The organism is Sphingobium sp. PAMC28499 (assembly GCF_004795815.1).
Lineage (GTDB): Bacteria > Pseudomonadota > Alphaproteobacteria > Sphingomonadales > Sphingomonadaceae > Sphingobium > Sphingobium yanoikuyae.
In genome coordinates this window covers 2,993,905-3,020,739 of record NZ_CP039248.1, presented here as the reverse complement: position 1 = coordinate 3,020,739, position 26,835 = coordinate 2,993,905, and the positions used below count along the sequence as shown (strand labels likewise).

Sequence of the window (26,835 nt, the reverse complement as noted above, 5' to 3'; positions counted from 1 at the left end):
CATGAAGATGGGCCCAACGCCTCAGCCCGCCCTTGCCCCCGCCGGCAAGGCCTCGTCCTTTTATCGTGCCTTTGGGCTGACGATCGAATCGGATGTTCCGCTGCCGGAACTGACGACCGCCCCGGCGGGATCCGTGCCCGACATCCGCATCATCTACAGCCGCGATCTGCCCTTGCCGTCGCGCGAGGAGGGCGTGATCACGCAGTTCCGCACGGACGGAACGCATTTCCTGGCATGGCCCGACGTTGCGGCCTTCCAGTTCCATGGCCCCGACCTCATCGAGATTCAGCCCTATCCCGATACGCCCGTGACCTACCTCCCCTTTCCTCTGCTGGGGCCGATCATGGCGCTGGCGTTGCACATGCGCGGCTACATCACGCTCCACGCCAGCGCGATCGACCTCGACGGGCATGGCGTCATCTTCGTTGGCGACAAACTGGCGGGCAAATCCACCACCGCCGCAGCCTTCCTCCGGGCGGGCCATCGTCTGCTGACGGACGACCTCCTGGCGATCCGCGAGAACCCGGACGGCACGCTCGAAATCCTGCCGGCCTATGGCCAGCTCAAGCTCGCGGAAGAGGCCGCAGACGCCATGCAACTGACTGAAGCACAGCCATTGCCATTGGTCTATCCCGGCTTTTCCAAACGCCAGCATCGCTTGATGGGCGATTTCCGCCATGATCAGCTTCAACCCGAACGCCTCTATGTTCTCGACCGCGTGGGGGATCAGCCCGGCCTCACCCGACTTGCCGGAACCCAGGCCCTGTCGGCGATCCTGCGCTACTCCTACATAACCCGTTTCGGGAAGGCAGCGCTCTCGCCCGCCGACGAGGCCCGTCACATGCAGGGCTGCGCTGCCCTGGCCCGTTGCGTCCAGGTGGCAACACTGCACGTCCCGCATGCCCTCAATCGACTGGAAGAGACAGTCGAACTCGTCCGCACCGACTGCGAGGACCATCGGTGAACCAGTTCCGTCAGATCAGCGACTTCGCACGCTTTTCCCTTGGGGGATATGGCCGACAGGCGTCCGTCATCCTGTTGCTGATCCTGATCGGCAGCATTCTGGAAAGCTGCTCGCTGCTGGCGATGATCCCGTTGCTGAAACTGATCGGCACCAATCATGGTGCGGCCCAGAGCAGCATTCAACTACCCTGGATTGGCAGCATATCGCTCGGCTGGTTGCTGACGGCAATGCTGTGCCTCATGGTGTTTCAGGCCTTGGTGTCGCGCCGCCGCCTCCTCCTCATGACCCGGACGATGCAGCAGGCGGTAGACGACATCCGCATGCGCCTGTTCACGGCCATCGGCTATGGTCGCTGGTCGCTGGTCGCGAACATGCGCGGGTCCGATCTCAACCATGCGCTCAGCAACGATGTCGATCGCATCCAGGTCGCAGTCTTCAGCCTCATGTCATTTGGTCAGAATATCATCTGGCTGACGCTCTACGGCCTGCTGTCCACGCTGATATCCTGGCAGATGACGTTGTTCGCCATGTCCGTTGGCGCAGCAACCCTGTTCGGCCTGTATCCGGTGCGCCGGAAGATCGCCCGCCATGCGCAATCCATGTCGAATTCCCTGCAGGAACGGCAATATGTCGCGTTCGAATTCATCACCGGCATGAAGATCGCCAAGGCTTTCAACAGCGAACCCTATTATCTCCAACGCTTGGATCGGTTGCTGGAAACGCTGCGCGTCGGCACTGTCGAGTTCGCCCGGCTGACATCCAACAGCACCGCTCTGTTCCAGTTGGCAAGCGGTGCGGCCGCAGCCCTGTTCGTCTATGTGGCCTATGCCGTGATCGCGCTGCCCCTGCCGCAGCTGATGACGATGCTGCTGTTGTTCATGCGCCTCGCGCCGCGCTTCAACGCCCTGCAAAGCACGCTCCAGCAACTGCTCCTCTGCCTGCCCGGCTATGAGAATGTCGCCAGGCTCCTGCGCATCTTCACGGCGGAGCAGAACCGCACCGCCGGGCCGGAGCGCGTTGAAATGCCGCTCCTGACCCGGCATGTCCGCTTCGATCGCGTATCCATCACCCATCACGGCGCGGACACGCCGACGATCGCGAACCTCGATCTGGAATTGCCCGCCGGCAAGATCATTGCCCTGGTCGGGCCTTCGGGTGCAGGCAAGAGCACCATCGCGGACATGCTGATGGGGCTGCTCGATCCCAGCGAAGGCCAGATTCTGGTCGACGGTGTCAACCTTGCCCAGGATGATCGGCAATGGCGGTCCCAGATCGCCTATATGCCCCAGGATGTCTTCCTGTTGCATGACAGCATCGCAACCAATTTGCGCATCGGCAAGGCGGATGCGAGCGATGAGGAGTTGTGGAACGCCCTCGATGCCGCCAACGCCCGGCAGTTCGTCGGCGCCTTGCCCCAGGGGCTCGATACCGTGGTCGGCGATCGTGGCAGCCGTCTGTCCGGCGGGGAAAGGCAGCGCATCGCCCTCGCTCGCGCGCTGCTGCGCCATCCCAGACTGCTGATCCTGGACGAGGCGACAAGTGCTCTCGATATGGACGCACAGACCAAGATCGAAACCGCGATTGCCGGTTTGCGGGGCCATATCACCATATTGGCCATAGCCCATACGGCATCGCTCGTCGCACTTGCCGACATCATCGTTCATCTTGACCGGGGTCGGGTCGTGCAGGTCCGGACGAACAATGCGGTCAAGGACGAGGACGTCGTCGCCGCAGCGGAATAATCCTCCCACAGGCTCCGAGGCGCATCCTCATCGGCACCATATCCGCCTATCGGCGCCCCGTTCGACATCGGGGGTGGCCTTGTATCCGGCAAACGCCTATCCGCAGGCCCATCAGCAGCCAATGCGAAGGTTCCCATGTCCAAAGCCAGTCCCGCCGATATCATGCCGATCGCCGATGTCATGGCGCGGCTGCGCGATCCGGACACCGGTTGCCCCTGGGACGTCGAGCAGGATTTCGCGAGCATCGCCCCCTATACGATCGAGGAAGCCTATGAAGTGGCCGATGCGATCGAGCGCAATGACATGGCCGACCTGCGCGATGAACTGGGCGATCTGCTGCTGCAGGTCGTGTTCCACAGCCGCATCGCCGAACAGGCCGGCCATTTCCGCCTGCAGGACGTGATCGACAGCATCGCGGCGAAGATGATCCGGCGTCATCCCCATGTCTTTGGCGAAGGCGCCCGGCGTGAGGATGGCCATGCCCAATGGGAAAGCATCAAGGCGGCCGAGCGCGCCGACAAGATCCCCGACCCGAGCGCCATGGCCGGCGTGGCACAGGCGCTTCCGGCGCTGCTGCGCGCCGAAAAGCTGCAGAAGCGGGCCGCCCGCACCGGCTTCGACTGGCCCGACGCCCAGGGCGCGATCGCGAAGATCCATGAGGAACTGGACGAGGTCGCCAGCGCGACCAGCCATGCCCATCGGGAAGAAGAGGTCGGCGACCTGCTGTTTGCCGTCGTGAACCTCGCACGCCATCTCAAGATTGACCCCGAAGTCGCCCTGCGTGGTGGAAATGCCAAGTTCGATCGTCGTTTCCGTCAGATGGAGGCAATCGCCGGCGACGCGTTTGTCGGCCTGTCGCTCGACGAGAAGGAAGCGCTATGGCAACAGGCGAAGCAGGCGGAATAATCAGGCCGGTCACGCCGGCGGATCATGACGGTATCTGGGCAATCCTGGAACCCGTGCTGCGCGCCGGCGAAACGCTGGCGGTTGATCGCGCGATCGGCCGCGAAGATGCCCTTGCCCTGTGGCTGTCCCCAGACCGCACCGTCCGCGTCGTCGAGGAGGATGGCGCCCTGCTCGGCATCTTCTACGTCCGCGCCAATCAGCCGGGCGGTGGCAACCATGTCGCCAATGCCGGCTATGTCACCGCTGCCCACGCCACCGGACGTGGCGTTGCCCGGCGCATGTGCGCGGCCTCCTTCGATCTGGCCCGCGATCTCGGTTTCAGCGCCATGCAGTATAATTTCGTGGTTTCCTCCAACAGCCGCGCGGTCGCGCTGTGGCAGGCGATGGGCTTTGCCATTGTCGGCCGCGTGCCCGGCGCCTTTGCCCATCCGACACACGGGCTGGTCGACACATTTGTGATGCATCGTTACCTTTGACGCGGCGCGTGCGCAGCGGCATAGGGCGCGCAATCGCGACCATCGCGCATAGGGGGTATCTGGTGTCAACTTCGCTGTCCGGGCCGGCCATGGCCCCTTCCCTTTTCCTGCCCGGTTGCGCGCGATGACCGCTTCCCTCTCATCCTGGCTGGAAAACCGTTTCCAGATGGCCGCGCGCGGCAGCAATGTGCGCACGGAAATCATCGCCGGCATCACCACCTTCCTCACCATGGCCTATATCGTGCTGGTCAACCCGGCGATCCTGGGTGAGGCCGGCATGCCGCTGGTCGGCGTGGCGGCCGCAACCTGTTTCGCCGCCGCCTTCGCCAGCATCCTGATGGGGATGGTCGCGAACGTGCCCCTGGCACTGGCGCCGGGCATGGGGCTCAATGCCTATTTCACCTATTCGGTCGTGCTGGGCCTCGGCATCCCCTGGCCGGTCGCGCTCGGCTGCGTCTTTCTCTCGGGCATCGCCTTCCTGGCGCTGACCCTGGCGGGCATCCGCCAGATGATCCTGGCCGCCATTCCGCCGCACCTGCTGGCGGCGGTCGCCGGCGGCATCGGCCTCTTCATCGCCTTCATCGGCCTGCGCAATGCCGGCATCGTCGTGTCCAATAGCGCCACCTCGGTCGCGCTCGGCGACCTCCGCTCGGCCCCGGTGCTGCTCACCCTGTTCGGCCTGACGCTGATCGCGGGCCTGTCGATCCGCCAGGTGCGCGGCGCGATCCTGATCGGCATCGTTGCCACCACCCTGCTCGGCTGGCTGGTCGGTGCCCTCCATTTCACGCCGACGCCCTATGATGCCTCGGCGCTCGGCAGCACCGCCTTCCACCTCGATCTTGGCGCGGTCTTCGCCGGCAGCCACGGCATCGGCGTGCTGGAAATCATCTTCGTCTTCCTGTTCGTCGACCTCTTCGACAATCTCGGCACGCTGATGGCGGTGACCAAGCGTGCCGGCCTCGCCCGCCCGGACGGCAGCGTGCCCAATCTCAACCGCATCCTGATCGCCGACGCGGCCGCCACCATGGTCGGCGCGACGGCGGGCACCAGCACAGTCACCTCCTATGTCGAAAGTGCAGCGGGCGTCGCCGCGGGCGGCCGTACCGGCCTCACCGCCATCGTCACCGGGCTCCTCTTCCTCATCACCATCTTCGCCGCGCCCTATGCCGGCCTGGTGCCGCTCTATGCGACGGCGCCAGCGCTGATCCTGGTCGGCAGCCTGATGATGGCGCCGCTGGTCGAGGTCAGTTGGGAAGAACCGTTCGAGGCTGTTCCCGCCTTCCTCACCCTCGCGCTCATCCCCCTCACCTTCTCGATTGCCAACGGCATCGCCTTCGGCATTGTCGCCCATGCGATCCTGAAGCTGCTGCGCGGCAAGATGAGCCGCGCCGACTGGCTGCTCTTCCTGCTCGCCATATTGATCGTCATCCGCTTTGCCTGGGTTGCCGCCGCATGAAGTTCCTCCTCGCCCTGGTCGGCCTGCTGACCGCTACCCCCGCCCTCGCCCAGAAGCTCGATGAGCGGCCCCGCACCGCGATCATGACCGCCTTCCCGCCCGAACATGCCGCGCTCGTCGGCCGGATCGAGCAGCCGCGGACCGTCCGCGTGAACGGCGTACCGGTGACACTCGGCCAGATGGCCGGCAAGCCGGTCCTGCTGGTCGAAAGCGGCGTCAGCATGGTCAATGCCGCCATGACCACCCAATGGCTGGTCGATCGCTTCGCGGTGAAGCGCATTCTCTTTTCCGGCATTGCCGGCGGCATCGATCCGTCGCTGCATATCGGCGATGTCGTGGTCGCGGCCGACTGGGGCCAGTTCATGGAAAGCACGATCGCGCGCGAGGCGCCGGGCGGCTATGCGCCGATCTTCCGCACGCCAGGTAATAATCTGCCCAATTATGGCATGATCTTCCCGCGCGATGTCGAGGTCGGCAATGAGACCGAAGCCAAGAGCTGGCACCGCGCCTTCCCGGCCGATCCCGCTTTGCTCGCCATCGCCCGCGCCCTGTCATCCTCGGAAAGCCTGGCCCGCTGCGCCGATGCGGCCGCTGCGAAATGCCTGCCGCATCAGCCCAGCCTGCATGTCGGCGGGCGCGGCATCAGCGGCCCCGCCTTCATGGACAATGCCGCCTATCGCCAATATCTGTTCGCGACCTTCCAGGCGCAGGTGCTGGACATGGAAAGCGCTGCCGTCGCGCAGGTGGCTTATGCCAACCGCGTTCCGTTCCTCGCCTTCCGCAGCCTCTCGGATCTCGCGGGCGGCGACGCCGAGCAGAACCAGATGAGCGTCTTCATGGCGCTCGCCTCGGCCAATTCGGCCCGCGTCGTGCAGGATTTCGTGGCGCGACTGCCCGATTAAAGAGTTTTGTAATCAGGTGGAATCACCTGATGACTCGGAAAACGCGTTAAACCAAAAACTTAGAGTAACCGATCTGACGCAGTCGGATCGGAATTTGCTCTAACGGTCGCGCTTGAGGAAGCGGGCGAGGCCGGAGTCGGACAGGCGGACATCCACCTGCATCTCCGCTTCGCTCGGCCGCGTTGCCAGCACCTCGCCATGCTCGTGCAGCCAGGCGAGGGCAGCCCCATCGGCGATCGGCAGACGCAGGCTGTGAACCCGTGCGCCACGGGTCAGCCGGCTGCTGATCGCCCGCTGCAGCCCCTCGACACCTTCGCCGGTCAAGGCAGAGATGATAACGACATCATCATGCCGCGCCGCAATCTCGCGCGCCTGCGCGGCACTCTCTGTGTCGAGCAGGTCCAGCTTGTTCCACGCCTCGATGATCGGCGGCGGATCAGCCTCGCCATCGCCACGCTCCAGCGCGCCTTCGCCCGCCACCCCCAATTCGCTCAGCACGTCCAGCACGTCGTCGCGCTGCGCCTCGGTATCGGGATGGGCGATGTCGCGGACATGGACGATGATATCGGCCGACAGCACTTCCTCCAGCGTCGCACGGAAAGCCGCAATCAATTGGGTCGGAAGGTCGGAGACGAAGCCGACCGTGTCGGACAGGATCGCCTTGTCGAGACCCGGCAGCACGATCTGCCGCATCGTCGGGTCGAGCGTGGCGAACAGCAGATCCTCGGCCATCACCTCGGCGCCGGTCAGGCGGTTGAACAGCGTCGACTTGCCGGCATTGGTATAGCCCACCAGCGCGATCACCGGCCAGGGCGCACGCTGGCGCCGGGCGCGATGCAGGCCGCGCGTCTTGGTCACCTGATCCAGTTCGCGCCGGATCTTGGCCATGCGGTCGCGGATCATGCGCCTGTCCGCCTCGATCTGGGTTTCGCCCGGACCGCCGAGGAAGCCGAAGCCACCGCGCTGGCGCTCAAGATGGGTCCAGCTGCGCACCAGGCGGCCTGCCTGATAGTCGAGATGGGCGAGTTCGACCTGCAGCCGCCCCTCGTTGGTGGCGGCGCGCTCGCCGAAAATTTCCAGGATCAGCCCGGTGCGGTCGATGACCTTGGCGCCGGTTCCCTTTTCCAGATTGCTCTGCTGCACCGGGCTCAGCGCATTGTCGACGATGACCAGTTCAGCCTCTTCCTGGTTCACCAGCGTAGCGATCTGATCGACCTGACCGCTGCCGAACAGGGTGGCGGGCTTGCGGTCACGGACGCGGAAGCTCTGGGCGGCGCGCACATCGATGCCGATCGCCAGGGCGAGGCCTCGGGCTTCCTCCAGCCGGGCGTCGCTGTCGCGGCGGTCGCCGCCATGGGTTTCGGCATGCACGACGACGGCACGCGCACCGCGCGCCACTTCGTCCTCGGAGTCGCGATTGAATATGGCCATGTCAGCTTAGAGCATCTGGCCGCGCTCCGGTCTACCCGCGCGGATCGGCGGGAAGACCGGATGCGGCATGGACGATCAGTCGTCCTGCTCGTTCTCGCCCGATAGGTCGAGCGAATGGAGCGGTTGCACGGTCGAAATGGCGTGCTTGTAAACCAGCTGCACCATGCCGTCGCGTTCGAGCAGCATGCAGAACAGGTCGAAGGCGGCGATCTCGCCCTGGAGCATCACGCCGTTGACCAGGAACATGGTCACCGGGCTGCCCGACTTGCGCACGGCGCTCAGGAAGATTTCCTGCAGCAGGCGCGGCTTGCCATTGCCGTCGCTGGCCTTGCGCAGATCGGTCAGGTCCATCGTCTGGGCCGGCATGACCGTCGAAATGGCATGCTTATAGACCAGCTGCGACTGACCATCCCGGCGCAGCAGCACGGAAAAATTGTCGAACCAGGTGATGATGCCCTGCAGCTTCACGCCCTTGACCAGGAACATGGTCACCGGGGTCTTCGACTTGCGCAGGCTGTTGAGGAAAATATCCTGAAGGTTGTTCACTTTGTCGGCCATGGTTTTTGCCAGTCCTTTATTGGCGGGACGTTACCCGCTCTCGCACCTCTGGGCGGAGGTGTCTTGCCTGCCCCCGCTTGTCGAGGGCGGGGCAATCCTACCGCAATTGCGAAGGGGCGTCCATGCCTGACATCGCCATCCGGATTTTCCCTAGCGTCAGCCGTCCTTTCCGTCGGTAATACCCAGCAATTTCAGTTTGCGGTGCAGCGCAGACCGCTCCATGCCGATGAAGGTCGCGGTGCGCGAGATATTGCCGGAAAAGCGGCGGATCTGGATGCGCAGATATTCCCGCTCGAAACTTTCGCGTGCCTCACGCAGCGGGGCGCCCATGATCGCCGACTGGCCAATGCCATCCCCGCCGCCGCCGCTCGTCAGTTCGGCCGGCAACATGTCCAGTTCAATCCGGCCGATCCGGTCCCCCGGCGCCAGGATCATCGTCCGCTCGATCACGTTGCGCAGCTGACGGACATTGCCCGGCCATTCATTGGCCTGCAGCGCCGCCATGGCATCGCTCGCGATCTCGGGTGGATTGACCCGGCGATCGGCGGCAAAGCGCGCCAGATAATGTTCGACCAGCGGCGGAATATCGTCGCGCCGCTCGGACAGCGACGGAATCTGCAACGGCACCACATTGAGCCGATAGAAGAGATCCTCGCGGAAGCGCCGCTCCTCGATTTCCGCCGTCAGGTTGCGCGCGGTCGAGGAAATCACCCGAACGTCGACCTTCACCTGCCGCTGCCCGCCGACGCGGGTGAAGCTCTGGTCGGTCAGCACCCGCAATATCTTGCCCTGGGTGGTGACGGGCATGTCGGCGATCTCGTCCAGATAGAGCGTGCCGCCATGCGCCTGTTCCAGATAGCCCGGACGCACCAGCCCGCTGGGATCCTCGACGCCGAACAGTTCCTCCTCGACCCGGTCCGGGTCCATCCGCGCCGCGGCGACGATGATGAAGGGCGCATCGGCGCGACCGCTCCAACTGTGCAGCATGCGCGCGGCGACTTCCTTGCCGACGCCGGCCGGCCCGGAAATCAGCACCCGGCTCCCAGTGCCTGCAACCTTCTTGATCGTCGCCCGCACGCCGTTGATCGATGCCGACGTGCCGGTCAGCTCATCATCCTGGCCAAAGCGCGCGCGCAACGTCTGGTTCTCGCGCCGCAGCCGCTCGGTCTCGGTGGCGCGCGCCACCAGATGCAGCAGCCGGTCCGCCTCGAACGGCTTCTCGATGAAATCGGCCGCGCCCTTGCGGATCGCCGCTACCGCCGTGTCGATATTGCCATGGCCGGAAATCATCAGCACCGGGACGGTCGCGTCACGCCGCTTGATCTCGTCTAGCAGTTCCAGCCCGTCGAGCTTCGAGCCCTGCAGCCAGACATCGAGCAGCACCAGCGAGGGGCGCCGGCTGTCCAGCGCTTCGATCGCGCTGTCGCTATTGGCGGCGGTGCGGGTGGTAAAACCCTCATCTTCCAGCACACCCGCAACCAGATCGCGAATGTCCTCTTCGTCGTCGACTATCAGAATATCAAGCGCCATTGGCCGTCACTTTTCCTTTGGGCAAGGCAACCACCTGCCCCTCTTCCAGTTTCTCCAGGGCCGCGACAGGGAAGCGCAGCGTCACCCGCGCGCCCCCGCCTTCCGCGTCATCGAAGCGGATTTCGCCCATATGTTCTTCGACAATCTTCTTGACGATGGCCAAGCCCAAACCCGTCCCCTTCGACCGGGTGGTCATATAAGGCTCCAGGATGCGTTCACGCTCGGGCGGCAGGCCGATGCCGTCGTCACGCACTTCGATCACCAGCGCACCGTCAGCCTCATGCAGGCGCATGCGCACATGGCCACGCACCCCGCCATCCTCGGGCGCCGGCTTCGGCTCGATTGCCTCGACCGCATTCTTGACGATATTGGTCAGCGCCTGGCCAAGCTGCCGGCGATCGCACACCATCTCCATGTCCCCGGCATCCGCGTCGAAGGCGAAGCGAATATCGGGATGGGCCACTTCGTGCAGGAACAGCGCGTGCCGGGCGATGTCGCCCAGCGCCTCGCGCCGGAACACCGGCTTGGGCATGCGCGCAAAGGAGGAAAATTCGTCGACGATGCGGCGCAAATCACCCACCTGCCGCACAATCGTGCCGGTCAGGCGTGCAAAGGTCGACTTGTCGCTCGTCACCTCCTCGCCATAGCGGCGCTGCAGGCGTTCGGCTGCCAGCTGGATCGGGGTCAGCGGGTTCTTGATCTCATGCGCGATGCGCCGCGCCACATCCGACCAGGCTGCACGCCGCTGATCCGACAATTGCTGGGTGATGTCGTCGAAGGTCAGGATATGGCCGGACACATCTTCCGACACCTTGACCGCCAGCGTGCGGAGGTCGCCTTGGGCGCGCACCTGGACAATCCCGGCATCCTCCTGCGACGCAACCAGTTCGGCCAGCTCAGCCGAAATCTCGGCCAGCGGCCGTCCGACCGGATCATCGCCTTCACGCACCAGGATCGCAGCGGCCGAGCTGTTCAGCAACTGGATCACGCCGCCGCGGTCCACCGACAGCACGCCGGCACTCACGCCCGACAGGATCGCCTCGATAAAGGCACGCCGCTCATCAAGCTGACTGTTGGCCGCGACCAGCGCGCCGGTCTGCGCTTCCAACCGCTGGGTCATGCGGTTGAAGGCGGAGGCAAGCGTGCCGATTTCATCCCGGCTGGCCGGGCTGGTCACGCGCGCGGACAGGTCGCCCGCCGTGATCTTGCGGGCCGCTGTCACCAGCTCATTGACCGGCCGCACCATCCAGTCGGCGACCGCCAGCGCGATGTAGACGGCGATGCCGACCAGCAACAGCGATCCGACGAACAGCAACAGGTTGAACCGTAACTGCAACGCGCGGGATTGCGCCGCGAACAGATCATAATCGCCCAGCACCTTCTGCGCCCGCTCCACATTGGAGAAGGACGAACTGCCGGCATTGCGCGTGGCATAGAGGTAGATTTTGGAATTGGGGTATAGCAGCGTCACCGCTTCGATCTGGTTCGGCTTGGCCGCCACCACCACATCCTCGCCGGACGCCAGGCGCTTGACCACATCGGCCGACAGCATTTCGGACGCTGGCCGGCTCTCGGGATCGACCGTCGCAGCGGTCCGCGCCACGCCGTCCTTGCCGATCTCGATGATCGCCGACCGGTTCAGCTTTCGCGTCACCACCTGATAGATATAGCCCTCGGCAAAGCGCGGGCTCGAAACGCTCGACTGGCCCAGATAGTCGCGCAGATCGCTCGCCATGGTCAGCGTCTCGTCGCGGACCTCGCGCAAATTCTGCTCATAATAGCCGCGCGCCAGATCGCTGGCGTTCTGCAGCATGCCGCGCGCGCTGTCCGAAAACCAGAATTGCACGCCATATTGGAACAGCAGCGACGCAAAGATCACCACCAGCAGCATCGGCACGCTGGCCACGACGGAGAAGATCGCCACCAGGCGGACGTGGAGCTGACCATCGCTACCGATGGCGGATTTCGCGGCCCGACGCTTGGCTACGCGGCGCCCCAGCAGCATCAGCAGCGCGATCGCCGGCACCAGATTGGCGACCAGCAACAGCGCCACGATCGGCGGGGTCAGCAGGGTGTAGGACTGGTCCTGCCCGGACAGCAGGCGATAGGTCAGGCCAGCGGTGCCGAGAAACAGGATGAGCGTGACCGCTTCGATCGCGGCGGCCAGGCGACCGTTGCGCAGGTAAGGCCGGATCAGCCTTGCCCAAGCCTGCCCCCGTCGGGGGATTGTCACCGCACCAGTCATAGTGGCTTCGTTACAACAATGCCGTGCCCGATCAAACACAGTTTTTACATAAAACCATGTCGCTGGTCGATGCGATTGGGCGCTTCGTCTCGCCCTCGCTAATCGCTCAGGCGCAATTGTAGTGGGTCGAGGCCATAATCGGTCAGCTTCTTGCGCAGCGTGTTGCGATTTATCCCTAGCAGGCCGGCGGCGCGGATCTGGTTGCCGTCGACGCTGGCCAGCGTTTCCTGCAACAGGATCGGCTCGATCACCGTCAGCAGATTATCGTGCAACTGGGGATTGGCCTGTCCAAGCCCGACGCCCAGTTGCCGCTTGGTCCATTCCCGCACGGCCTGCGCAAGCTGCCCTGCGGGCGCGGCATGATCGGCTGGCACGGCATCCAGCGGCAGCGCATGCCGCAGCATGTCCGCCGCGATCACATTCTCGCGGCTCAGCACGGCAAGTCGCTGCATGATATTCTGCAACTCGCGGACATTGCCGGGCCAATGATAGGCCATCAGCAGCTGCGCGGCGTCCTCGGCCAGAGCCTTGCGCGGCAAGCCGTCCTGCGCCGCCCGATCCAGGAAATGGCGGGCCAGCAAGATCACGTCCTCGCGCCGTTCACGCAAAGGCGGCAGCGACACCGGCACGACATTGAGCCGATAATAGAGGTCCTGACGGAACCGGTTTTCCTCGATCAGTCGCGGCAGATCCTTGTTGGTGGCGGCGATGATGCGGACATCGACGCGGACCGGCTTCGACCCGCCGACCGTGGTCACTTCGCCCGACTGGAGCACGCGCAGCAGCCTTGTCTGCGCCTCCATCGGCATGTCGCCGATTTCATCCAGGAACAAAGTGCCGCCCTGCGCCTGTTCGAACTTGCCGGCGGTCCGCGCCTGCGCGCCGGTAAAGGCGCCCTTTTCATAGCCGAACAGTTCCGCTTCGATCAGTTCGCGCGGAATGGCCGCCATGTTGATCGCGACGAAGGGACGGGTGCGTCGCTGGCCCAGGCTATGGATGGCTTCGGCCACCAGCTCCTTGCCCGTTCCCGACTCGCCCAGCACCAGGATGCTTAGATCATTGGAAAGAACGCGGGCAATGGTGCGATAGACTTCCTGCATCGCAGGCGATCGCCCCACCAGCGGCAGGCCGTCATGCGGCAATCCTTGCTCGCTCGTGTCCGTCCCGCCCGATCGATGCCCCAAGGCGTCCGCAACAGCGCGCGTCAACTCATTGAGATCAAACGGCTTTGGTAGATATTCGAACGCTCCCTTCTCGGTCGCCCGGATGGCGGTGTTCAGGGTATTCTGTGCAGAAAGAATGATAACATTCAGGTCGGGCTTGCGCTCGATAATCTCCGCCACGCCATCCAGCCCATCGCCGTCCGGCAGCATGACGTCGGTGATCAGAATGTCGGGCGAAAAACTCTCCATCAACGCCGTGCGCTCGCGGATCGATCCGGCGATCTTCACCTTGTGCCCCTGGCGCCGCAGAGCCTCCCCCACGACCACGCAGATGGCGGGATCATCATCGACGACCAGGACCGTGCCTGTCGCGGCCATCAGCCCATTCCCATCGGCAGCAGGATGCGGAAGGTGGACTCCCCGGCTTCCTGATCGCGGGAATATTGCACGAAACCGCTCATGTCCCTCACCAACTTATCTACCAGTGCCAGGCCAAGCCCCTGCCCGTCCCGCTTGCCCGTGATGAACGGGTTGAAGAGGTGGTCCAGAATATGTTCGGGCACGCCCGGCCCATTGTCGATCACCACGATCTCGATCGGCAGAACGGCGCTGCCCTTGCGATCGCCGACCAGCACCGACATGCCATGCCGGAACGCCGTCTCGACGCGAATGCAGGGTTGCTCGACATGCTCCAGCGCTTCCGCCGCATTCTTCAGCAGGTTGATCATCACCTGCACCAGTGCATCGTCATTGATGATCGCGAATGGCAAAGATGGATCATAACGCTTTATGATTTTTACATTCTTGGCAAATCCGGCCGCCGCAATATGGGATGCGCGATCGATCAGCGGATAGATATTGCCGGGGCCGCATTCCAGCGTGCGGTCGGTCGTGAAATCCTGCATCCGGTCGATCAGGGCGGCGATCCGATCAACCTCGTTGCAGATGAGCTGGGTCAGCGCGGCATCGCTGCCGCCGTTGCTCGTCTCCAGCAACTGAGCCGCGCCGCGAATGCCGGACAGCGGGTTCTTGATCTCATGCGCCAGGATCGCCGCGGCACCGACCGCGGATCGCGCGCCGCCCGCCGTGCCGCGATGGCCGATCTTGCGAGCCTGGCCCTGCGCGTGGATCGACACGACCCGCCAGCCCTCATGATCGACGATGGGGGAAATCATCAGATCGACCTCCATCTCGGCGGTGCGCCCGGCATGGACCTTGATGTCATAGGCGGCAATCGGCTTGTTGCTGTGCCAGATATCGAACCGGGCACCAGCCTCGGCGATCCGCACCGTGCGCGCCACATCGCTGCCGATGATTGCCGACCGCGCCATGTTGAGCAGGGTTTCCGCCCGCACATTGGCGTCGGCAATGCCGTTGTCCGGCCGCACAACCAAGGTCGCGACCGGCAGTGCCGTCATCAGTTCCGACAGGGATGGTCCATCCTGCTGCATCTGAAGCGGCGGGAGGGACGGCAATGGCATGGTCATGCAGCCTGAAGTGCCACCGCCGGTTCATCCGCCGCGATCAGCGGCTCATAAAAGGCAGCCAGCATATCCAGCACCCGCTGCGCGTCCGCCTCCTGATTGACCGTGTTGCGGAACTCCGCCGATCCGGTCAGGCCCTTGGTGTACCAGCCGATATGCTTGCGCGCCATGTTGACGCCAGTCATATTGTCATAATGATCGAGCATCATGCGATAATGTTCTGTAATCAGATCATATTGTTCGGCAAGGCTCGGGTCGGCACGACGCTCGCCGGTGGCGAACCAGTGCATCACCTGGCCCAGCAGCCAGGGCTTGCCATAGGCGCCACGGCCGATCATCACCCCATCGGCGCCGCTCTGGTCGAGCGCGGCTTCCGCGTCCTCGATCGAGCAGATGTCGCCATTGACGATCACCGGCAGCTTGACCGCATCCTTGACCGAGCGGACGAAGCCCCAGTCGGCGCTGCCCTTGTACATCTGGCAGCGGGTGCGGCCGTGAACAGTGATCAGCTTGGCGCCCAGATCCTCGGCAATATGCGCCAGCTCCGGGGCATTGAGGCTGCTATGATCCCAGCCCATCCGCATCTTGACCGTGACGGGCACATCGACCGCCTCGACCGTTGCCTTGATAAGGGCGGCCGCAAGCGGCAGGTCGCGCATCAGCGCGCTACCGGCATCGCCATTGACCACCTTCTTCACCGGACAGCCCATGTTGATGTCGATGATGGCCGCGCCCCGATCGGCGTTGAGCTTAGCCGCCTCGGCCATCTCGGTGGGCGAACAGCCCGCGAGCTGCATCGACACCGGTTCTTCCAGCGGATGCCAGGCGGCCTTCTGCAGCGACTGGCGCGTCTCGCGGATCATCGCCGCGCTGGCGATCATCTCGGTAACGTTCAAACCCGAACCAAAACGGCGGACCAGCGTGCGGAAGGGCATGTCGGTTACGCCCGTCATCGGCGCCAATATGACCGGCATGTCGACCGTCACCGGTCCAACGGAAATGGGGGAAAGCCTGCGCGTCATCTTCTATCACTGCCTAAAAAACAGGCAGCCCTTAGCCGAAAATGGCCGCGACGACAAGGCGGGCCCCGGACCATGTGTAGCGCTTTAGTAGTTGGCGAGCATGGGGCAGAGCGTCTATGCGCCGCAGCATGACATCGAACAGCAGGATCGTCGCGCTGATCGTCGCCGCCGGGCAGGGAAGCCGGGCCGGTGGCGACATTCCCAAACAATATCGGCAGATCGGCGGCAAGTCCGTGCTGGCCCATGCCCATGACGCCCTGACGGCGCATGGCGGCGTGTCGGCCATCCACATCGTTCTGGGCGAAGGCGAGGAGGGCCGCGCGCAGGCTGCGCTCGGCGACCGGGTCGCCCATTTCGTCACCGGCGCGGACAGCCGGCGCGGTTCGGTCCGGGCCGGGCTGGAGGCGATCGCGGCGGCCGGTGGCGCGGATATCGTGCTGATCCACGACGCCGCACGCCCCTTCCTGCCCGCATGGGTGATCGACCGGCTGCTGGCCGCACTGGAAGATGCCGAAGGCGCGATCCCCGCCCTGCCCGTCGCCGATACGCTGGTTCGCGCCAATGACGAGATCATGGCAGATGGCGTAGATCGCGCCGACCTTCATCGAGTGCAGACGCCGCAGGCCTTCCGCTTCGAGGCCATCCTGGCTGCCCATCGCGGCTGGGACGAGGAACAGGAAGTCACCGACGATGCCCAGATATTGCGCGCTTGGGGCCATGACGTCATTTTGGTGCAAGGCGATGAAAGGCTTGAGAAATTGACCTACCCGCAGGATTTCGCCCGTGCCGAGGCACGCCTGGGCAGCGCCCGCACCACCCGCGTCGGCATGGGCTATGACGTCCATCGCCTCGCGCCCAACGAAGAATTGTGGCTGGGCGGCGTGCTGGTCCCGCACGATCGGGGCCTCGCCGGCCACAGCGATGCCGATGTCGCGCTCCATGCCATCGTCGATGCGATCCTCGGCGCGCTCGCCGATGGTGATATCGGCAGCCATTTCCCGCCGTCCGATCCGCAATGGCGCGGCGCCTCATCGGATCGCTTTCTCGCCCATGCCCGCGATCTGGTCCTGAAACGGGACGGCCGGATCGACCATGTCGACCTCACCATCATCTGCGAAGCGCCCAAGATCGGGCCGCATCGGGACGCCATGCGTGCGCGGATTGCCGAGATATTGGACGTTCCGCTGGATCGCATCAGCGTCAAGGCGACCACGACCGAGCGACTGGGCTTTGCCGGCCGGCGCGAGGGCATCGCCGCGCAGGCGGTTGCCACCCTCTCCCTCCCCACGCTATTCTGAGCCGACCATGCCCAACACCATTCTGCCCGCCCAACTCGTCGACCTTGCCGAAAAGGTCATCATCGCCAACCGCCGCGCCGGTCGCACCGTGGCGGTCGCGGAAAGCTGCACCGGCGGCCTGGTCTCCGCAGCGCTAACCGAAATCGCCGGATCGTCGGACGTGTTCGAGGCCGGTTTCATCACCTATTCCAATGATATGAAGGCCGAACTTTTGAAGGTTTCGCACGATGTGCTGGACACGTTCGGCGCAGTCTCCATCGCCACCGCCTGGGCGATGGCGCAGGGTGCGCTCAAGAAGAGCCATGCGCATGTGGCGGTTGCCATCACCGGCATCGCCGGGCCGGGCGGCGGCAGCGAGCAAAAGCCGGTCGGCACCGTTGTCTTCGCCCGCGCCGAACGCGGCGGCAGCCCCGACAAGGTCGTGGCCGACATGCATCATTTCGCGGATAATGGCCGCGGTGGCGTCCGCCTTCAGGCGGCGTTGTGTGCGCTCGAACTGCTGCTGCCCGATTCGCCGGCGCCATAAAGCGCCGCCGCGCGCGTCTCGAACGCGCCGATCATCTTGCGCAGCGCCTTGTCGAAAAACTGGCCGGCGAGCATCTCGAATATCCGGTTCTTGAATTCGAACTCGACCTCGAAATCCACCAGCACGCCGCCCTGCCCGTCGTCGCGGAAACGCCATTCATTATGGAGATGCTTGAGCGGGCCGTTGAGATAGTCGACCCGGACATGGTCCGGGCGATGCTTGTGGACGCGCGAGGTAAAGCTCTCGCTGATCCCCTTGAAGCCGACGATCATGTCCGCGACCATCTCGCTCTCGCTATCCGACCGGATACGGATCGCGCTGACCCAGGGCAGGAATTGCGGATAGGCCGAGACGTTCGACACCAGGTCGAACATCTGTTCCGGACTATAGGGCAGCTGGCGGGTCTCTTCATGCTTGGGCATTCGCCGGTCAGGCCTTCGCGACGGCCGCCTTGGCCAGCTTCGCCTCGCGCGCGGCGCGCATCTCGGCGAAATCCTTGCCAGCATGATAGCTCGACCGGGTCAGCGGGCTCGATGCGACCTGCAGGAAGCCCTTGGCGCGTGCGATCGCCGCATAGGCGTTGAACGCCGCCGGGGTGACGAATTCCATCACCTTGGCATGCTTGGGCGTGGGCTGCAGATATTGGCCCATGGTCAGGAAGTCGATATCGGCCGAGCGCATGTCGTCCATAACCTGGTGGACCTCCAGGCGCTCTTCGCCCAGGCCCAGCATGATGCCCGACTTGGTGAAGATCGACGGGTCGAGCTTCTTGACGCTCTCCAGCAGACGCAGCGACGCATAGTAACGCGCGCCAGGGCGGATGGTCGGGTAGAGCCGGGGCACCGTCTCCAGATTATGGTTGTAGACGTCCGGGCGCGCCTCGACGATCATCGCGACCGCGCGCTCATGCTTGTTGCGGAAGTCCGGGGTCAGGATCTCGATCGTGGTGCCCGGCGTCGTGCGGCGCAGCGCCTCGATCACCTTGACGAACTGGCTGGCGCCGCCATCGGGCAGGTCGTCGCGGTCGACCGAGGTGATGACGATATGTTCCAGCCCCATCTCGGCAGCGGCATCGGCCAGGTTCTGCGGCTCGTTGACGTCGACCTTGCGCGGCATGCCGGTCTTGACGTTGCAGAAGGCGCAGGCGCGGGTGCAGACATCGCCCAAAATCATCACCGTGGCGTGCTTCTTGGTCCAGCATTCGCCGATATTCGGGCAGGCCGCTTCCTCGCAGACCGTGTTCAAACCCTTTTCCCGCATCAGCTTGCGCGTCTCGTGATAAGCGGGGCTGGTCGGCGCCTTGACGCGGATCCAGTCGGGCTTGCGGGCACGCTCGGTCGCGGCGGGCTGACCGGGGACGGGGATCGGGGCAATGTCGTTCATCGGCCCCAGATAGCGATGCAGGACCATACTTGCCAGCCCTCTCTTTGTGCGGCACATCAATCATCATGACCGACTTTGCAGACATGCTCGAAGGCTATCGCCGCTTCCGTGACACCGGCTGGTCCCAGCAGCGCGAGCGATGGGACGAACTCAACGAAGGGCAGAGCCCCCGGGTGATGGTGATCGCCTGTTCCGACAGCCGAGTCGACCCGGCCCAGATCTTCGACACCAGCCCCGGCGAAATCTTTGTCGTGCGCAATGTCGCCGCGCTGGTGCCGCCGTTCGAGACCAATCCGGGCTGGCACGGCGTGTCAGCGGCACTGGAATTCGCCGTTCAGGTGCTCAAGGTCGGCGAGATCGTCGTCATGGGGCATGGCAAATGCGGCGGCTGCAAGGCAGCGCTCAGCCATGACCTCAAGGACGCGCCTCCGGGTGAAGGCGGCTTCATCCATAACTGGATCCAACTGCTCGATGATGCTCGCGACGTGGTGGTGGACCGCTATGGCGACCAGCGCGACCGGGAGGTCGAGCGCGCCATGGAGCAGGAAGGCGTGAAGGTCAGCCTTACCAACCTGCGCAGCTTCCCCTGCGTGCGCGCCAAGGAAAAGAGCGGCGACTTGAAGCTGGTCGGCAGCTTCTTCGCCATTTCCGATGGCCAGCTCCACATATTGGACGAACAGACCGGCGTCTTCGCCGCAGCCTGACGGGAGGCGCATCATGCCCATGCGGCAGGAAGGGCGCGGCAATATCGCCCTGCTGATCGACGCGGACAATGCTTCGGCGGCCCATTTCGATGCGGTGATGACCGTGCTGGCGGAACTCGGCACGGTCAATATCCGCCGCGCCTATGGCAATTGGAACAAGGCGACGCTCAAGACCTGGGCGGCGCTGTCGGTCGCGCAGGCGATCGAGCCGCAGCAGCAGTTCGACCTGACCAAGGGCAAGAACGCCACCGACATGAAGATGACGATCGACGCGATGGACCTGCTGTCCAGCGGGCGCGTCGACGGCTTCGGCCTGATGTCGAGTGACAGCGACTTCACCCCGCTGGTGACGCGCCTGCGCCAGGACGGCATTCCGGTCTATGGCTTCGGCAACGCCAATGCGCCCGAAGGCTTCCGCCGCGCCTGCACCCGCTTCATCGACGTCGCGGCGCTGCGCCCGGTCGAGGTGCCGGTGGCCAAACCGGCGGCAGCACCCAAGAAGAAGACGCCGGCCAAGAGCAGCGCGGCTGCAAAGCCCGCCGCAACGCAGGCCTCGCCCCCGACGGCGGCGACGCCTGCACCGGCAGGCACAGGCGCGGCGGTGGACCCGGAAGTCGTGCGCCTGCTGATCGACGCCTATGACGAGGCGAAGCGGGACGAGCGCGGTTTCGTCGCGCTGGGGCCGGTCGGCCAGCGGGTCGGCAACCGCTCCAGCTTCGATGTGCGCAATTATGGCTTCAAGCGCCTATCTGACCTGGTCGCCGCCATCCCCAATTTCACCACCGAAGTGCGCGAGGGCGGTCAGACCTGGATCAAGCGGATCCGCTGATGCCGCCCGTTGCCCGCCACCTGATGATCCTCGGCCGGGTGCAGGGCGTCTTCTACCGCAACTGGACGGTCGACGCCGCGCGCGGCCTGGGCCTGACCGGCTGGGTCCGCAACCGGATGGATGGCAGTGTCGAGGCACTGGTACAGGGCGATGCGGACATGATCGATCGCTTCGTCACGCTGGCACAGGATGGCCCGCCCGCAGCAAATGTCGCGCGGATCGATGCGACCGATGTGCCGGTCGAAGCGCTGAACGGCTTCGAGAAAAAGCCGACAGCCTGACGCGGCCATGAGGCGCGATAGGGTCTCGACAGATCAAAGAGCCGATAGAATTTAGGCTGGGTGACGGCCTGTAGGACAGTGGAAACATCCGGCGGTCAGCACAGCAATCGACGCGACGGCATATTTTCGTCCGAAGTTCACAGTGTCGTCGGGCCATTTCGGGCCTTTTGCCCCTGCCACGCGCCCATGACGCGACACCCACGCGCCTACGACGCGCCAGCGGGGTCATTGCCAGGGTCACCCCCGCGCGCCGCTGACGCGACGGCCAGGCGACAACGAAGCGACAGAGTTGGTTGAACGGCCGAGATCGGGGCGATTTTTTTCATGGCCCGAGTAGATCAGGATTGGGCAAAATAGGACAGACCCGCCTCGCATGGCTGGCGGATTTGCGATGGTATCTAACGACCATTTGCAGACATTCATGGATTTGGGCAGTCTGCATAGCATGACCTTCATGCAGCGCTTGCGTCGCCATCCAATCCTGATTGCGCTCGCGGTGACACTGGGCTTCGTTATCCAAGGCGCGGATAGGGTGTTGTTCAGCAGTGCGCTTGGCAGACCCGTCGCCATCGACGAACCAAGCATATTTGTATTGAACGCTCTATTCACTGCGATGCCGTTGATTGCTCTAGCTTTTCAGGGGCGGCAGCATGTCGTCCCTTGGCTGGCGGGCCTCGGGGTTTCGGCTTGGTTGACTTGGTGGTGGCTTCAAAAGGGCATCGCTTATCAGCGTAACCCGGACGGCTCTGGCGTAGACATGGGAGGGGCATTCGCAATGTTGCTCGCCCCATTTGTCATAACGGCAGCGTGCCTCTGGCTGAACAGCCGGCTAAACCGCGATCGCGCGAACGGCAGCTAACCACCCGAAGTTGCCATTCCCCTAACCGGACCTCAACAACCTTCTGGTCGACAGGGAGCATCCGACGTCGCCCGAAGCAAGGGCATTTGGCGACGAGCACTATTATTCACTTCCATCGAGCATGACCGCTCCCTCCCCCTTTACCCCAGCCTGCGGATCGGTCAGCCTTGGTTCGTCATGCGCGGCGAAGGGGACGGCGGATGCGAGTGGGTGGAGCGGCGATCATCGGGGCGGCGACGTTGCTGGCGACGGGACTGGGGGCTGCGCGTCCCGCCTGGCGCTGGCCTGCCCTGCCCGCTGGCGTTGCAGCGCCCGTCATCCCGTCCGACAACGGCATGAGCGCGGCCAAGGTCGCGCTTGGCCGCCGGCTCTTTTATGATCGCGCCCTGTCGGCCGATGGCAGCATGGCCTGCGCCGATTGCCACCAGCAGGAGAAGGGCTTTGCCGATGGCCTTGCCACCCATCGGGGCGTGATGGGTGAAATGGGCGTGCGCAATGTGCCCGGCCTTGCCAATGTCGCCTGGCGCAGCGGCCTGACCTGGACCGAGGCCGGCCTGTCGACGCTGGAGCAGCAGGCGATGGTGCCGATGACCGGGACCAAGCCGGTCGAGATGGGGCTGGCCCAGGATGATGTCGGGCTGGCTCGGCGGATCGGCGCCAATCCCTGCTATCGCCGGATGTTCGCGGCCGCCTTCCCCGACGCACCCAATGACCTGGGCTTTGCAAGGGTGACCGCGGCTCTTGCGGCGTTCCAGCGCACGATGATTTCCTTCGGCAGCGCCCATGATCGCGGCACATTGTCGCCACTGGCTCAGCGTGGGGCCAGGCAATTCGCCGCAGCGGGCTGTGGCAGCTGCCATTCCGGGCCGGACTTCACCGACAGCAAGACCCATTATGTCGGCACCGCTGCGCCGCAGGAGGTCGATGCGGCTGCCTATGGCGGCAAGCCCCTGCCGCCGGGCTTCGAGCCGCCGCCCGAGCAGTTCCGCACGCCGTCGTTGCGCAATGTCGCCGTCACTGGCCCCTGGCTGCACGATGGCCAGTCGCCGACGATCGAATCGGCGATCCGCCGCCACGCCGCGCCGATGCTGGTCGATGTCGACATGCCTGTCCTGCTCGCCTTTCTCGACGCGCTGACGGACCATGATTTCCTGAAGAATGCCGCACTGGGCCGGCCTGCCGCGTCCTGCCCCATCCCCGCGTGAGCTGTGCCCGCCTGAAAACACGCGTTCCACGGACAAAAAAAGGGCCGGCCCCGAAAGGCCGGCCTTGATAAGTTTTAGGAGAGGATGCCTGAAAGGCCTCTCCTATGTGCAGCGCAGCGCGTTCTTTCGCAATTGCGAAGGGCGGCACCGGCGTTGCAGATATTGCAACTTCATTACCGCCAGGGCGATGGGACGACAAAACGCCCGGTGTCCCGAGGGGCACCGGGCGTTTCAAATCATTGTTCTGACGCCATTTAGCGAGAGGCCGTTTCCAGCCTCCCGATCAGATCAGCGCGTCAGCTTCTTATAGGCGAGGCGCGTCGGACGATCGGCGGCATCGCCCAGGCGACGGCGCTTGTCCTCCTCATAGGCTTCGAAATTGCCTTCGAACCATTCGACATGGCTGTCGCCTTCGAAGGCGAGTATGTGGGTGGCGAGACGATCGAGGAAGAAGCGGTCATGGCTGATGACCACGGCGCAACCGGCGAAATTCTCGATCGCCTCTTCCAGGGCCGCCAGCGTTTCGACGTCAAGATCGTTGGTCGGTTCGTCGAGCAGCAGCACGTTGCCGCCGCGCTTCAGCATCTTGGCGATGTGGACGCGGTTGCGCTCACCACCCGACAGCTTGCCGACATTCTTCTGCTGATCCTGGCCCTTGAAGTTGAAGGCGCCGACATAGGCACGGGTCGACATGTCATGGCCGTTGACCTTGACGTAATCGAGACCGTCCGAGACTTCTTCCCAGACATTCTTCGACGGATCGAGATGGTCGCGGCTCTGGTCGACATAGCCCAGGCGCACGGTCGAACCGATGTCGATCTCGCCCGAATCGGGGGTTTCCTGACCGGTGATGATCCGGAACAGGGTCGACTTGCCCGCGCCGTTCGGGCCGATCACGCCGACGATGCCGCCCGGCGGCAGCATGAAGGACAGATCCTCGAACAGCAGCTTGTCGCCATAGGCCTTGGAAATGCCCTTGGCCTCGATCACCTTGCCGCCCAGACGCTCGGGCACCTGGATGACGATCTGCGCCTTGCCGGGCGCACGATTTTCCTGGGACGCGACCAGCTGCTCGAACTTGGCGATACGCGCTTTGGACTTGGTCTGACGGCCCTTGGGCCCCTGACGGATCCACTCCAGCTCGTCATTGATCGCCTTCTGGCGGCCGGTCGCCTCGCGGTCTTCCTGCTCCAGACGCTTGGCCTTCTTCTCCAGATAGGTGGAGTAGTTGCCTTCGTACGGGAAATATTTTCCGCGATCGAGTTCCAGGATCCAGCCGACGACATTGTCGAGGAAATAGCGGTCGTGGGTGATCATCAGCACCGACCCGGCATATTCCTTGAGGTGATTTTCCAGCCAGGTGACGCTTTCGGCGTCCAGATGGTTGGTCGGTTCGTCAAGCAGCAGGATGTCCGGCTTCTGGATCAGCAGGCGGGTGAGTGCGATGCGGCGCTTTTCACCGCCCGACAGGCTTTCCACCGACCAGTCCGACGGCGGGCAGCGCAGCGCTTCCATCGCGATTTCGAGCTGGTTGTCGAGCGTCCAGCCATCGGCGGCGTCGATCTGTTCCTGCAGCGTGCCCATTTCCTCCATCAGCGCGTCGAAATCGACATCTTCCGGCGGATCGGCCATGATCATGCTGATCTCGTTGAAGCGGTCCAGCTTGTCCGCCATCTCGCGAGCGCCGTCCTTGACATTTTCCAGCACATTCTTGGTCGGGTCGAGCTGGGGCTCCTGCGGCAGATAGCCGACGGTGACATTCTCACCCGGCCACGCCTCACCGCTGATGTCGGTGTCGATGCCGGCCATGATCTTGATCAGGGTCGATTTGCCCGCGCCGTTTGGGCCGACGATGCCGATCTTGGACCCGCGATAAAATTGCAGATTGATGTTGTTCAACACCGGCTTGGGCGCGCCGGGGAAGGTCTTTGTCATGTTCTTCATGACATAGGCATATTGCGATGAGGCGGACATGGGTTCGCGCAGCTCCAAAGGGTATGGACAGGAAAATTTTCGCCGAATTAGCGAAGGCGGAAGCCATTGGCAAATGGGGTATGTCTGAGTAAGCCTTCAGCCATGCAGAAAATCCGATCGGGCCCGCTCGCCGCCCTGCTCCTTGGCAGCATCTTCACCCCCGCTCTGGTCCAGGCCGCCCCGGCCAGCGACGCCGCGATTCGCGAAGCCGCCCTGAAGGATGATGTCGCCTGGGACATTACCGAAGGGCTGACGACCGAAGTCGGTCCGCGCCCGGCCGCCACGCCGCAGGAAGCGCGCGGGCGCGAATGGGCCGCCGCCAAGCTCAAGGCATTGGGCTTCGCCAACGTCCGCATCGAGCCTTATAAGATGCCGCTGTGGGAACGCGTCCATGACGAAGCAGCGATCATCGCTCCCTTCCCGCAGAAGCTGGTCGTCGCGGCGCTGGGCAACAGCGGATCGACCCCGGCCCAGGGGGTCGAGGGCGAAATCGCCTATTTCCCGACCATCGCCGACCTGCAGGCTGCGCCGGACAGCGCGGTGAAGGGCAAGATCGTGTTCGTCAGCCATGACATGGTCGCCGCCCAGGACGGGTCGGGCTATGGCTATTATGGCGCCGCCCGTCGCCAGGGCCCCAGCATCGCCGCCAAGAAGGGCGCGATCGCTATCCTGGTGAAGTCGATCGGCACCGATCATCATCGCATCGCCCATACCGGCGTACAGATGTGGGCCGATGGCGTGACGCCGATCCCGGCCGTGGCCGTCAGCGTACCCGATGCCGAGCAGATGGCGCGCGTCGTGTCGCGCGGCCAGCCGGTCCGCGTCCACCTGACCGCCGTGTCGAAGACGGCGAAGGACCAGCCGTCAGGCAATGTCATCGCCGAAATCCCCGGCAGCGATCCCAAGGCCGGCGTCATTGTCGCCGCCTGTCACCTCGACAGCTGGGACCAGGGCACCGGAGCGATCGACGATGCGTCGGGCTGCGGCATCGTCGCCGCTGCCGCGTTGCAGGTCGCCAAAGCCGGCGCGCCGCGTCGCACGATCCGCATACTCTTCGCCGGTGCCGAGGAAGTGGGCGGTAATGGCGGCCGCGCTTATTATGCCGCCCATGGCAAGGAGCCACATGCCCTGGTGCTGGAATCGGACTTTGGCGCCGACAAGGTGTGGAAGGTCGACTTCACCCTGCCCGCCAGCCATGAAGCGCTTTCGGCCCGGATTGCACAGGGACTGGCACCGCTGGGTATCGTGCCGAGCCGTGACAAGGCGCATGGCGGATCGGACATCGAACCGCTGGTCGAGGCCGGCATTCCGGTGATCGACCTGCAGCAGGACGGGACCCGCTATTTCGATATTCACCACACGCCTGACGACACGCTGGACAAGATCGATCCGGCGCAGCTGCGCCAGAATGTCGCCGCCTGGGCGGTCACGCTGAACATTGCTGCGAATGCGCCAGAAACATTGGGCATTAACTGAACTTTTATAGTAGAGAACGCCCCGTCGCGTGATTCTGCCGTTTCACCGACGTCAGAAAAGCATTGATTTGTGCAGCGCACACGTTAATGCGGGTCGCTCGCGTAGGGTCACATTTGTAACGTGCCAGACGCGGCATAATGCTATGGGAGCCGTACACAATGAAGAAGATCGCTGTTGTTTTCGCTTCGGCCAGCCTGATGGCCCTCGCCGCTTGCGGTGAGAAGCCGGCCAACGAAACCGCGAACGCTTCGAACGCCGTCGTCGAGAACGTTGTCGAAAACGCCGCCAACGCTGCTGACAACGCCGCCAACGCCGCCAACGAAGCTGCTAACGCCGCTAACGTTGCTGAGAACGTTGCGAACGCGCACTAATCTCTGCCACGGCGAGATTTCGAAGGGCGGGCCTATATGGTCCGCCCTTT

General features: G+C 64.1%; 25 protein-coding genes. 15 read left to right on the top strand and 10 right to left on the bottom strand.

The genetic code is table 11. The annotated features are described in order from the left end of the window. The first annotated feature begins 1 nt into the window (after position 1). From E5554_RS14485 to E5554_RS14460, 6 genes are all read left to right on the top strand, one after another. The gene (locus E5554_RS14485; protein WP_136187224.1) at positions 2 to 964 is read left to right on the top strand and encodes a hypothetical protein; all 963 of its coding nucleotides are present in this window, start codon (positions 2 to 4) and stop codon (positions 962 to 964) included. Continuing rightward, the gene (locus E5554_RS14480) at positions 961 to 2,706 is read left to right on the top strand and encodes an ABC transporter ATP-binding protein (protein ID WP_136187223.1); all 1,746 of its coding nucleotides are present in this window, start codon (positions 961 to 963) and stop codon (positions 2,704 to 2,706) included. Before E5554_RS14485 ends, E5554_RS14480 begins: the two co-directional genes overlap by 4 nt. Before the next feature lie 135 nt (positions 2,707 to 2,841). Beyond that, positions 2,842 to 3,612, top strand: a complete 771-nt coding sequence (gene mazG, locus E5554_RS14475; protein ID WP_136187222.1) for a nucleoside triphosphate pyrophosphohydrolase — start codon at positions 2,842 to 2,844, stop codon at positions 3,610 to 3,612. Further along, complete coding sequence (locus E5554_RS14470) at positions 3,585 to 4,088, top strand: GNAT family N-acetyltransferase (RefSeq protein WP_136187221.1); 504 nt, start codon at positions 3,585 to 3,587, stop codon at positions 4,086 to 4,088. Before mazG ends, E5554_RS14470 begins: the two co-directional genes overlap by 28 nt. Positions 4,089 to 4,212: 124 nt before the next feature. Beyond that, complete coding sequence (locus E5554_RS14465; protein WP_136187220.1) at positions 4,213 to 5,544, top strand: NCS2 family permease; 1,332 nt, start codon at positions 4,213 to 4,215, stop codon at positions 5,542 to 5,544. Beyond that, on the top strand, positions 5,541 to 6,446 hold the full coding sequence (locus E5554_RS14460) for a 5'-methylthioadenosine/S-adenosylhomocysteine nucleosidase (RefSeq protein WP_136187219.1): 906 nt from the start codon (positions 5,541 to 5,543) through the stop codon (positions 6,444 to 6,446). Before E5554_RS14465 ends, E5554_RS14460 begins: the two co-directional genes overlap by 4 nt. Before the next feature lie 99 nt (positions 6,447 to 6,545). On the opposite strand, the gene hflX is transcribed toward E5554_RS14460, so the two are convergent. The 7 genes from hflX to dusB all read right to left on the bottom strand — a co-directional run bounded on the left by hflX (position 6,546) and on the right by dusB (position 15,879). Continuing rightward, positions 6,546 to 7,877, bottom strand: coding sequence for a GTPase HflX (gene hflX / locus E5554_RS14455; protein ID WP_136187218.1), 1,332 nt, complete (start codon positions 7,875 to 7,877; stop codon positions 6,546 to 6,548). A 75-nt stretch (positions 7,878 to 7,952) separates the two neighbouring features. After that, positions 7,953 to 8,435: an RNA chaperone Hfq gene (hfq, locus tag E5554_RS14450; protein WP_004212587.1), complete on the bottom strand. Its 483-nt coding sequence runs from the start codon at positions 8,433 to 8,435 to the stop codon at positions 7,953 to 7,955. 156 nt (positions 8,436 to 8,591) lie between these two features. After that, positions 8,592 to 9,965 (bottom strand): sigma-54 dependent transcriptional regulator, encoded by a 1,374-nt coding sequence (locus tag E5554_RS14445; RefSeq protein WP_004212586.1) that lies wholly within the window; start codon positions 9,963 to 9,965, stop codon positions 8,592 to 8,594. Then, positions 9,955 to 12,210 carry an ATP-binding protein gene (locus E5554_RS14440; protein ID WP_136187217.1) on the bottom strand — a complete coding sequence of 752 codons (2,256 nt, stop codon included), beginning with the start codon at positions 12,208 to 12,210 and terminating at the stop codon, positions 9,955 to 9,957. The genes E5554_RS14445 and E5554_RS14440 overlap by 11 nt, the downstream gene beginning before the upstream one ends. Before the next feature lie 98 nt (positions 12,211 to 12,308). Then, positions 12,309 to 13,751: a nitrogen regulation protein NR(I) gene (gene ntrC / locus E5554_RS14435; RefSeq protein WP_136187216.1), complete on the bottom strand. Its 1,443-nt coding sequence runs from the start codon at positions 13,749 to 13,751 to the stop codon at positions 12,309 to 12,311. Further along, entirely contained in the window at positions 13,751 to 14,860 is a 1,110-nt protein-coding gene (locus E5554_RS14430) for an ATP-binding protein (protein ID WP_037491486.1), read from the bottom strand. Before E5554_RS14430 ends, ntrC begins: the two co-directional genes overlap by 1 nt. Then, positions 14,857 to 15,879, bottom strand: coding sequence for a tRNA dihydrouridine synthase DusB (gene dusB, locus E5554_RS14425; RefSeq protein WP_136187215.1), 1,023 nt, complete (start codon positions 15,877 to 15,879; stop codon positions 14,857 to 14,859). The genes E5554_RS14430 and dusB overlap by 4 nt, the downstream gene beginning before the upstream one ends. Positions 15,880 to 15,995: 116 nt before the next feature. On the opposite strand from dusB, the gene E5554_RS14420 reads away from it, so the two are divergent. Together E5554_RS14420 and E5554_RS14415 are read left to right on the top strand one after the other, a co-directional pair. Further along, a complete protein-coding gene (locus tag E5554_RS14420) occupies positions 15,996 to 17,177 on the top strand; it encodes a bifunctional 2-C-methyl-D-erythritol 4-phosphate cytidylyltransferase/2-C-methyl-D-erythritol 2,4-cyclodiphosphate synthase (protein WP_136187214.1) in 1,182 nt (393 codons plus the stop codon). 7 nt (positions 17,178 to 17,184) lie between these two features. Further along, on the top strand, positions 17,185 to 17,703 hold the full coding sequence (locus E5554_RS14415) for a CinA family protein (RefSeq protein ID WP_136187213.1): 519 nt from the start codon (positions 17,185 to 17,187) through the stop codon (positions 17,701 to 17,703). Here E5554_RS14415 and E5554_RS14410 read toward each other — a convergent pair. Beyond that, a complete protein-coding gene (locus E5554_RS14410) occupies positions 17,649 to 18,125 on the bottom strand; it encodes a type II toxin-antitoxin system RatA family toxin (protein ID WP_010339373.1) in 477 nt (158 codons plus the stop codon). The genes E5554_RS14415 and E5554_RS14410 overlap by 55 nt on opposite strands. Positions 18,126 to 18,132: 7 nt before the next feature. Continuing rightward, the gene (gene lipA, locus E5554_RS14405; protein ID WP_037506899.1) at positions 18,133 to 19,113 is read right to left on the bottom strand and encodes a lipoyl synthase; all 981 of its coding nucleotides are present in this window, start codon (positions 19,111 to 19,113) and stop codon (positions 18,133 to 18,135) included. A gap of 38 nt (positions 19,114 to 19,151) precedes the next feature. Here lipA and E5554_RS14400 point away from each other — a divergent pair, with 38 nt between their 5' ends. The 5 genes from E5554_RS14400 to E5554_RS14380 all read left to right on the top strand — a co-directional run bounded on the left by E5554_RS14400 (position 19,152) and on the right by E5554_RS14380 (position 22,964). Further along, positions 19,152 to 19,790: a carbonic anhydrase gene (locus E5554_RS14400; protein ID WP_136187212.1), complete on the top strand. Its 639-nt coding sequence runs from the start codon at positions 19,152 to 19,154 to the stop codon at positions 19,788 to 19,790. A gap of 13 nt (positions 19,791 to 19,803) precedes the next feature. Further along, positions 19,804 to 20,619 (top strand): NYN domain-containing protein, encoded by an 816-nt coding sequence (locus tag E5554_RS14395; RefSeq protein ID WP_136187211.1) that lies wholly within the window; start codon positions 19,804 to 19,806, stop codon positions 20,617 to 20,619. Continuing rightward, complete coding sequence (locus E5554_RS14390) at positions 20,619 to 20,900, top strand: acylphosphatase (protein WP_136187210.1); 282 nt, start codon at positions 20,619 to 20,621, stop codon at positions 20,898 to 20,900. Before E5554_RS14395 ends, E5554_RS14390 begins: the two co-directional genes overlap by 1 nt. A gap of 391 nt (positions 20,901 to 21,291) precedes the next feature. Continuing rightward, on the top strand, positions 21,292 to 21,759 hold the full coding sequence (locus E5554_RS14385) for a hypothetical protein (RefSeq protein ID WP_136187209.1): 468 nt from the start codon (positions 21,292 to 21,294) through the stop codon (positions 21,757 to 21,759). A 200-nt stretch (positions 21,760 to 21,959) separates the two neighbouring features. Next, positions 21,960 to 22,964, top strand: coding sequence for a cytochrome c peroxidase (locus E5554_RS14380; protein ID WP_136187208.1), 1,005 nt, complete (start codon positions 21,960 to 21,962; stop codon positions 22,962 to 22,964). 288 nt (positions 22,965 to 23,252) lie between these two features. On the opposite strand, the gene ettA is transcribed toward E5554_RS14380, so the two are convergent. Then, complete coding sequence (gene ettA, locus E5554_RS14375) at positions 23,253 to 24,938, bottom strand: energy-dependent translational throttle protein EttA (RefSeq protein WP_029547819.1); 1,686 nt, start codon at positions 24,936 to 24,938, stop codon at positions 23,253 to 23,255. A gap of 102 nt (positions 24,939 to 25,040) precedes the next feature. Between ettA and E5554_RS14370 the strand changes: the two genes are divergently transcribed. Continuing rightward, on the top strand, positions 25,041 to 26,414 hold the full coding sequence (locus E5554_RS14370) for a M20/M25/M40 family metallo-hydrolase (RefSeq protein ID WP_136187207.1): 1,374 nt from the start codon (positions 25,041 to 25,043) through the stop codon (positions 26,412 to 26,414). A gap of 158 nt (positions 26,415 to 26,572) precedes the next feature. Then, positions 26,573 to 26,785, top strand: coding sequence for a hypothetical protein (locus E5554_RS14365; protein ID WP_004212530.1), 213 nt, complete (start codon positions 26,573 to 26,575; stop codon positions 26,783 to 26,785). Positions 26,786 to 26,835 lie beyond the last annotated feature (50 nt).

Excerpts from the sequence above, each read along its gene's own strand:
- E5554_RS14485 (WP_136187224.1), top strand. The coding sequence starts at position 2 with ATGAAGATGGGCCCAACGCCTCAGCCCGCCCTTGCCCCCGCCGGCAAG.
- mazG (WP_136187222.1), top strand. The coding sequence starts at position 2,842 with ATGTCCAAAGCCAGTCCCGCCGATATCATGCCGATCGCCGATGTCATG.
- E5554_RS14470 (WP_136187221.1), top strand. The coding sequence starts at position 3,585 with ATGGCAACAGGCGAAGCAGGCGGAATAATCAGGCCGGTCACGCCGGCG.
- E5554_RS14465 (WP_136187220.1), top strand. The coding sequence starts at position 4,213 with ATGACCGCTTCCCTCTCATCCTGGCTGGAAAACCGTTTCCAGATGGCC.
- E5554_RS14460 (WP_136187219.1), top strand. The coding sequence starts at position 5,541 with ATGAAGTTCCTCCTCGCCCTGGTCGGCCTGCTGACCGCTACCCCCGCC.
- hflX (WP_136187218.1), bottom strand. The coding sequence starts at position 7,877 with ATGGCCATATTCAATCGCGACTCCGAGGACGAAGTGGCGCGCGGTGCG.
- hfq (WP_004212587.1), bottom strand. The coding sequence starts at position 8,435 with ATGGCCGACAAAGTGAACAACCTTCAGGATATTTTCCTCAACAGCCTG.
- E5554_RS14445 (WP_004212586.1), bottom strand. The coding sequence starts at position 9,965 with ATGGCGCTTGATATTCTGATAGTCGACGACGAAGAGGACATTCGCGAT.
- E5554_RS14440 (WP_136187217.1), bottom strand. The coding sequence starts at position 12,210 with ATGACTGGTGCGGTGACAATCCCCCGACGGGGGCAGGCTTGGGCAAGG.
- ntrC (WP_136187216.1), bottom strand. The coding sequence starts at position 13,751 with ATGGCCGCGACAGGCACGGTCCTGGTCGTCGATGATGATCCCGCCATC.
- E5554_RS14430 (WP_037491486.1), bottom strand. The coding sequence starts at position 14,860 with ATGACCATGCCATTGCCGTCCCTCCCGCCGCTTCAGATGCAGCAGGAT.
- dusB (WP_136187215.1), bottom strand. The coding sequence starts at position 15,879 with ATGACGCGCAGGCTTTCCCCCATTTCCGTTGGACCGGTGACGGTCGAC.
- E5554_RS14420 (WP_136187214.1), top strand. The coding sequence starts at position 15,996 with ATGCGCCGCAGCATGACATCGAACAGCAGGATCGTCGCGCTGATCGTC.
- E5554_RS14415 (WP_136187213.1), top strand. The coding sequence starts at position 17,185 with ATGCCCAACACCATTCTGCCCGCCCAACTCGTCGACCTTGCCGAAAAG.
- E5554_RS14410 (WP_010339373.1), bottom strand. The coding sequence starts at position 18,125 with ATGCCCAAGCATGAAGAGACCCGCCAGCTGCCCTATAGTCCGGAACAG.
- lipA (WP_037506899.1), bottom strand. The coding sequence starts at position 19,113 with ATGGTCCTGCATCGCTATCTGGGGCCGATGAACGACATTGCCCCGATC.
- E5554_RS14400 (WP_136187212.1), top strand. The coding sequence starts at position 19,152 with ATGACCGACTTTGCAGACATGCTCGAAGGCTATCGCCGCTTCCGTGAC.
- E5554_RS14395 (WP_136187211.1), top strand. The coding sequence starts at position 19,804 with ATGCCCATGCGGCAGGAAGGGCGCGGCAATATCGCCCTGCTGATCGAC.
- E5554_RS14390 (WP_136187210.1), top strand. The coding sequence starts at position 20,619 with ATGCCGCCCGTTGCCCGCCACCTGATGATCCTCGGCCGGGTGCAGGGC.
- E5554_RS14385 (WP_136187209.1), top strand. The coding sequence starts at position 21,292 with ATGGTATCTAACGACCATTTGCAGACATTCATGGATTTGGGCAGTCTG.
- E5554_RS14380 (WP_136187208.1), top strand. The coding sequence starts at position 21,960 with ATGCGAGTGGGTGGAGCGGCGATCATCGGGGCGGCGACGTTGCTGGCG.
- ettA (WP_029547819.1), bottom strand. The coding sequence starts at position 24,938 with ATGTCCGCCTCATCGCAATATGCCTATGTCATGAAGAACATGACAAAG.
- E5554_RS14370 (WP_136187207.1), top strand. The coding sequence starts at position 25,041 with ATGCAGAAAATCCGATCGGGCCCGCTCGCCGCCCTGCTCCTTGGCAGC.
- E5554_RS14365 (WP_004212530.1), top strand. The coding sequence starts at position 26,573 with ATGAAGAAGATCGCTGTTGTTTTCGCTTCGGCCAGCCTGATGGCCCTC.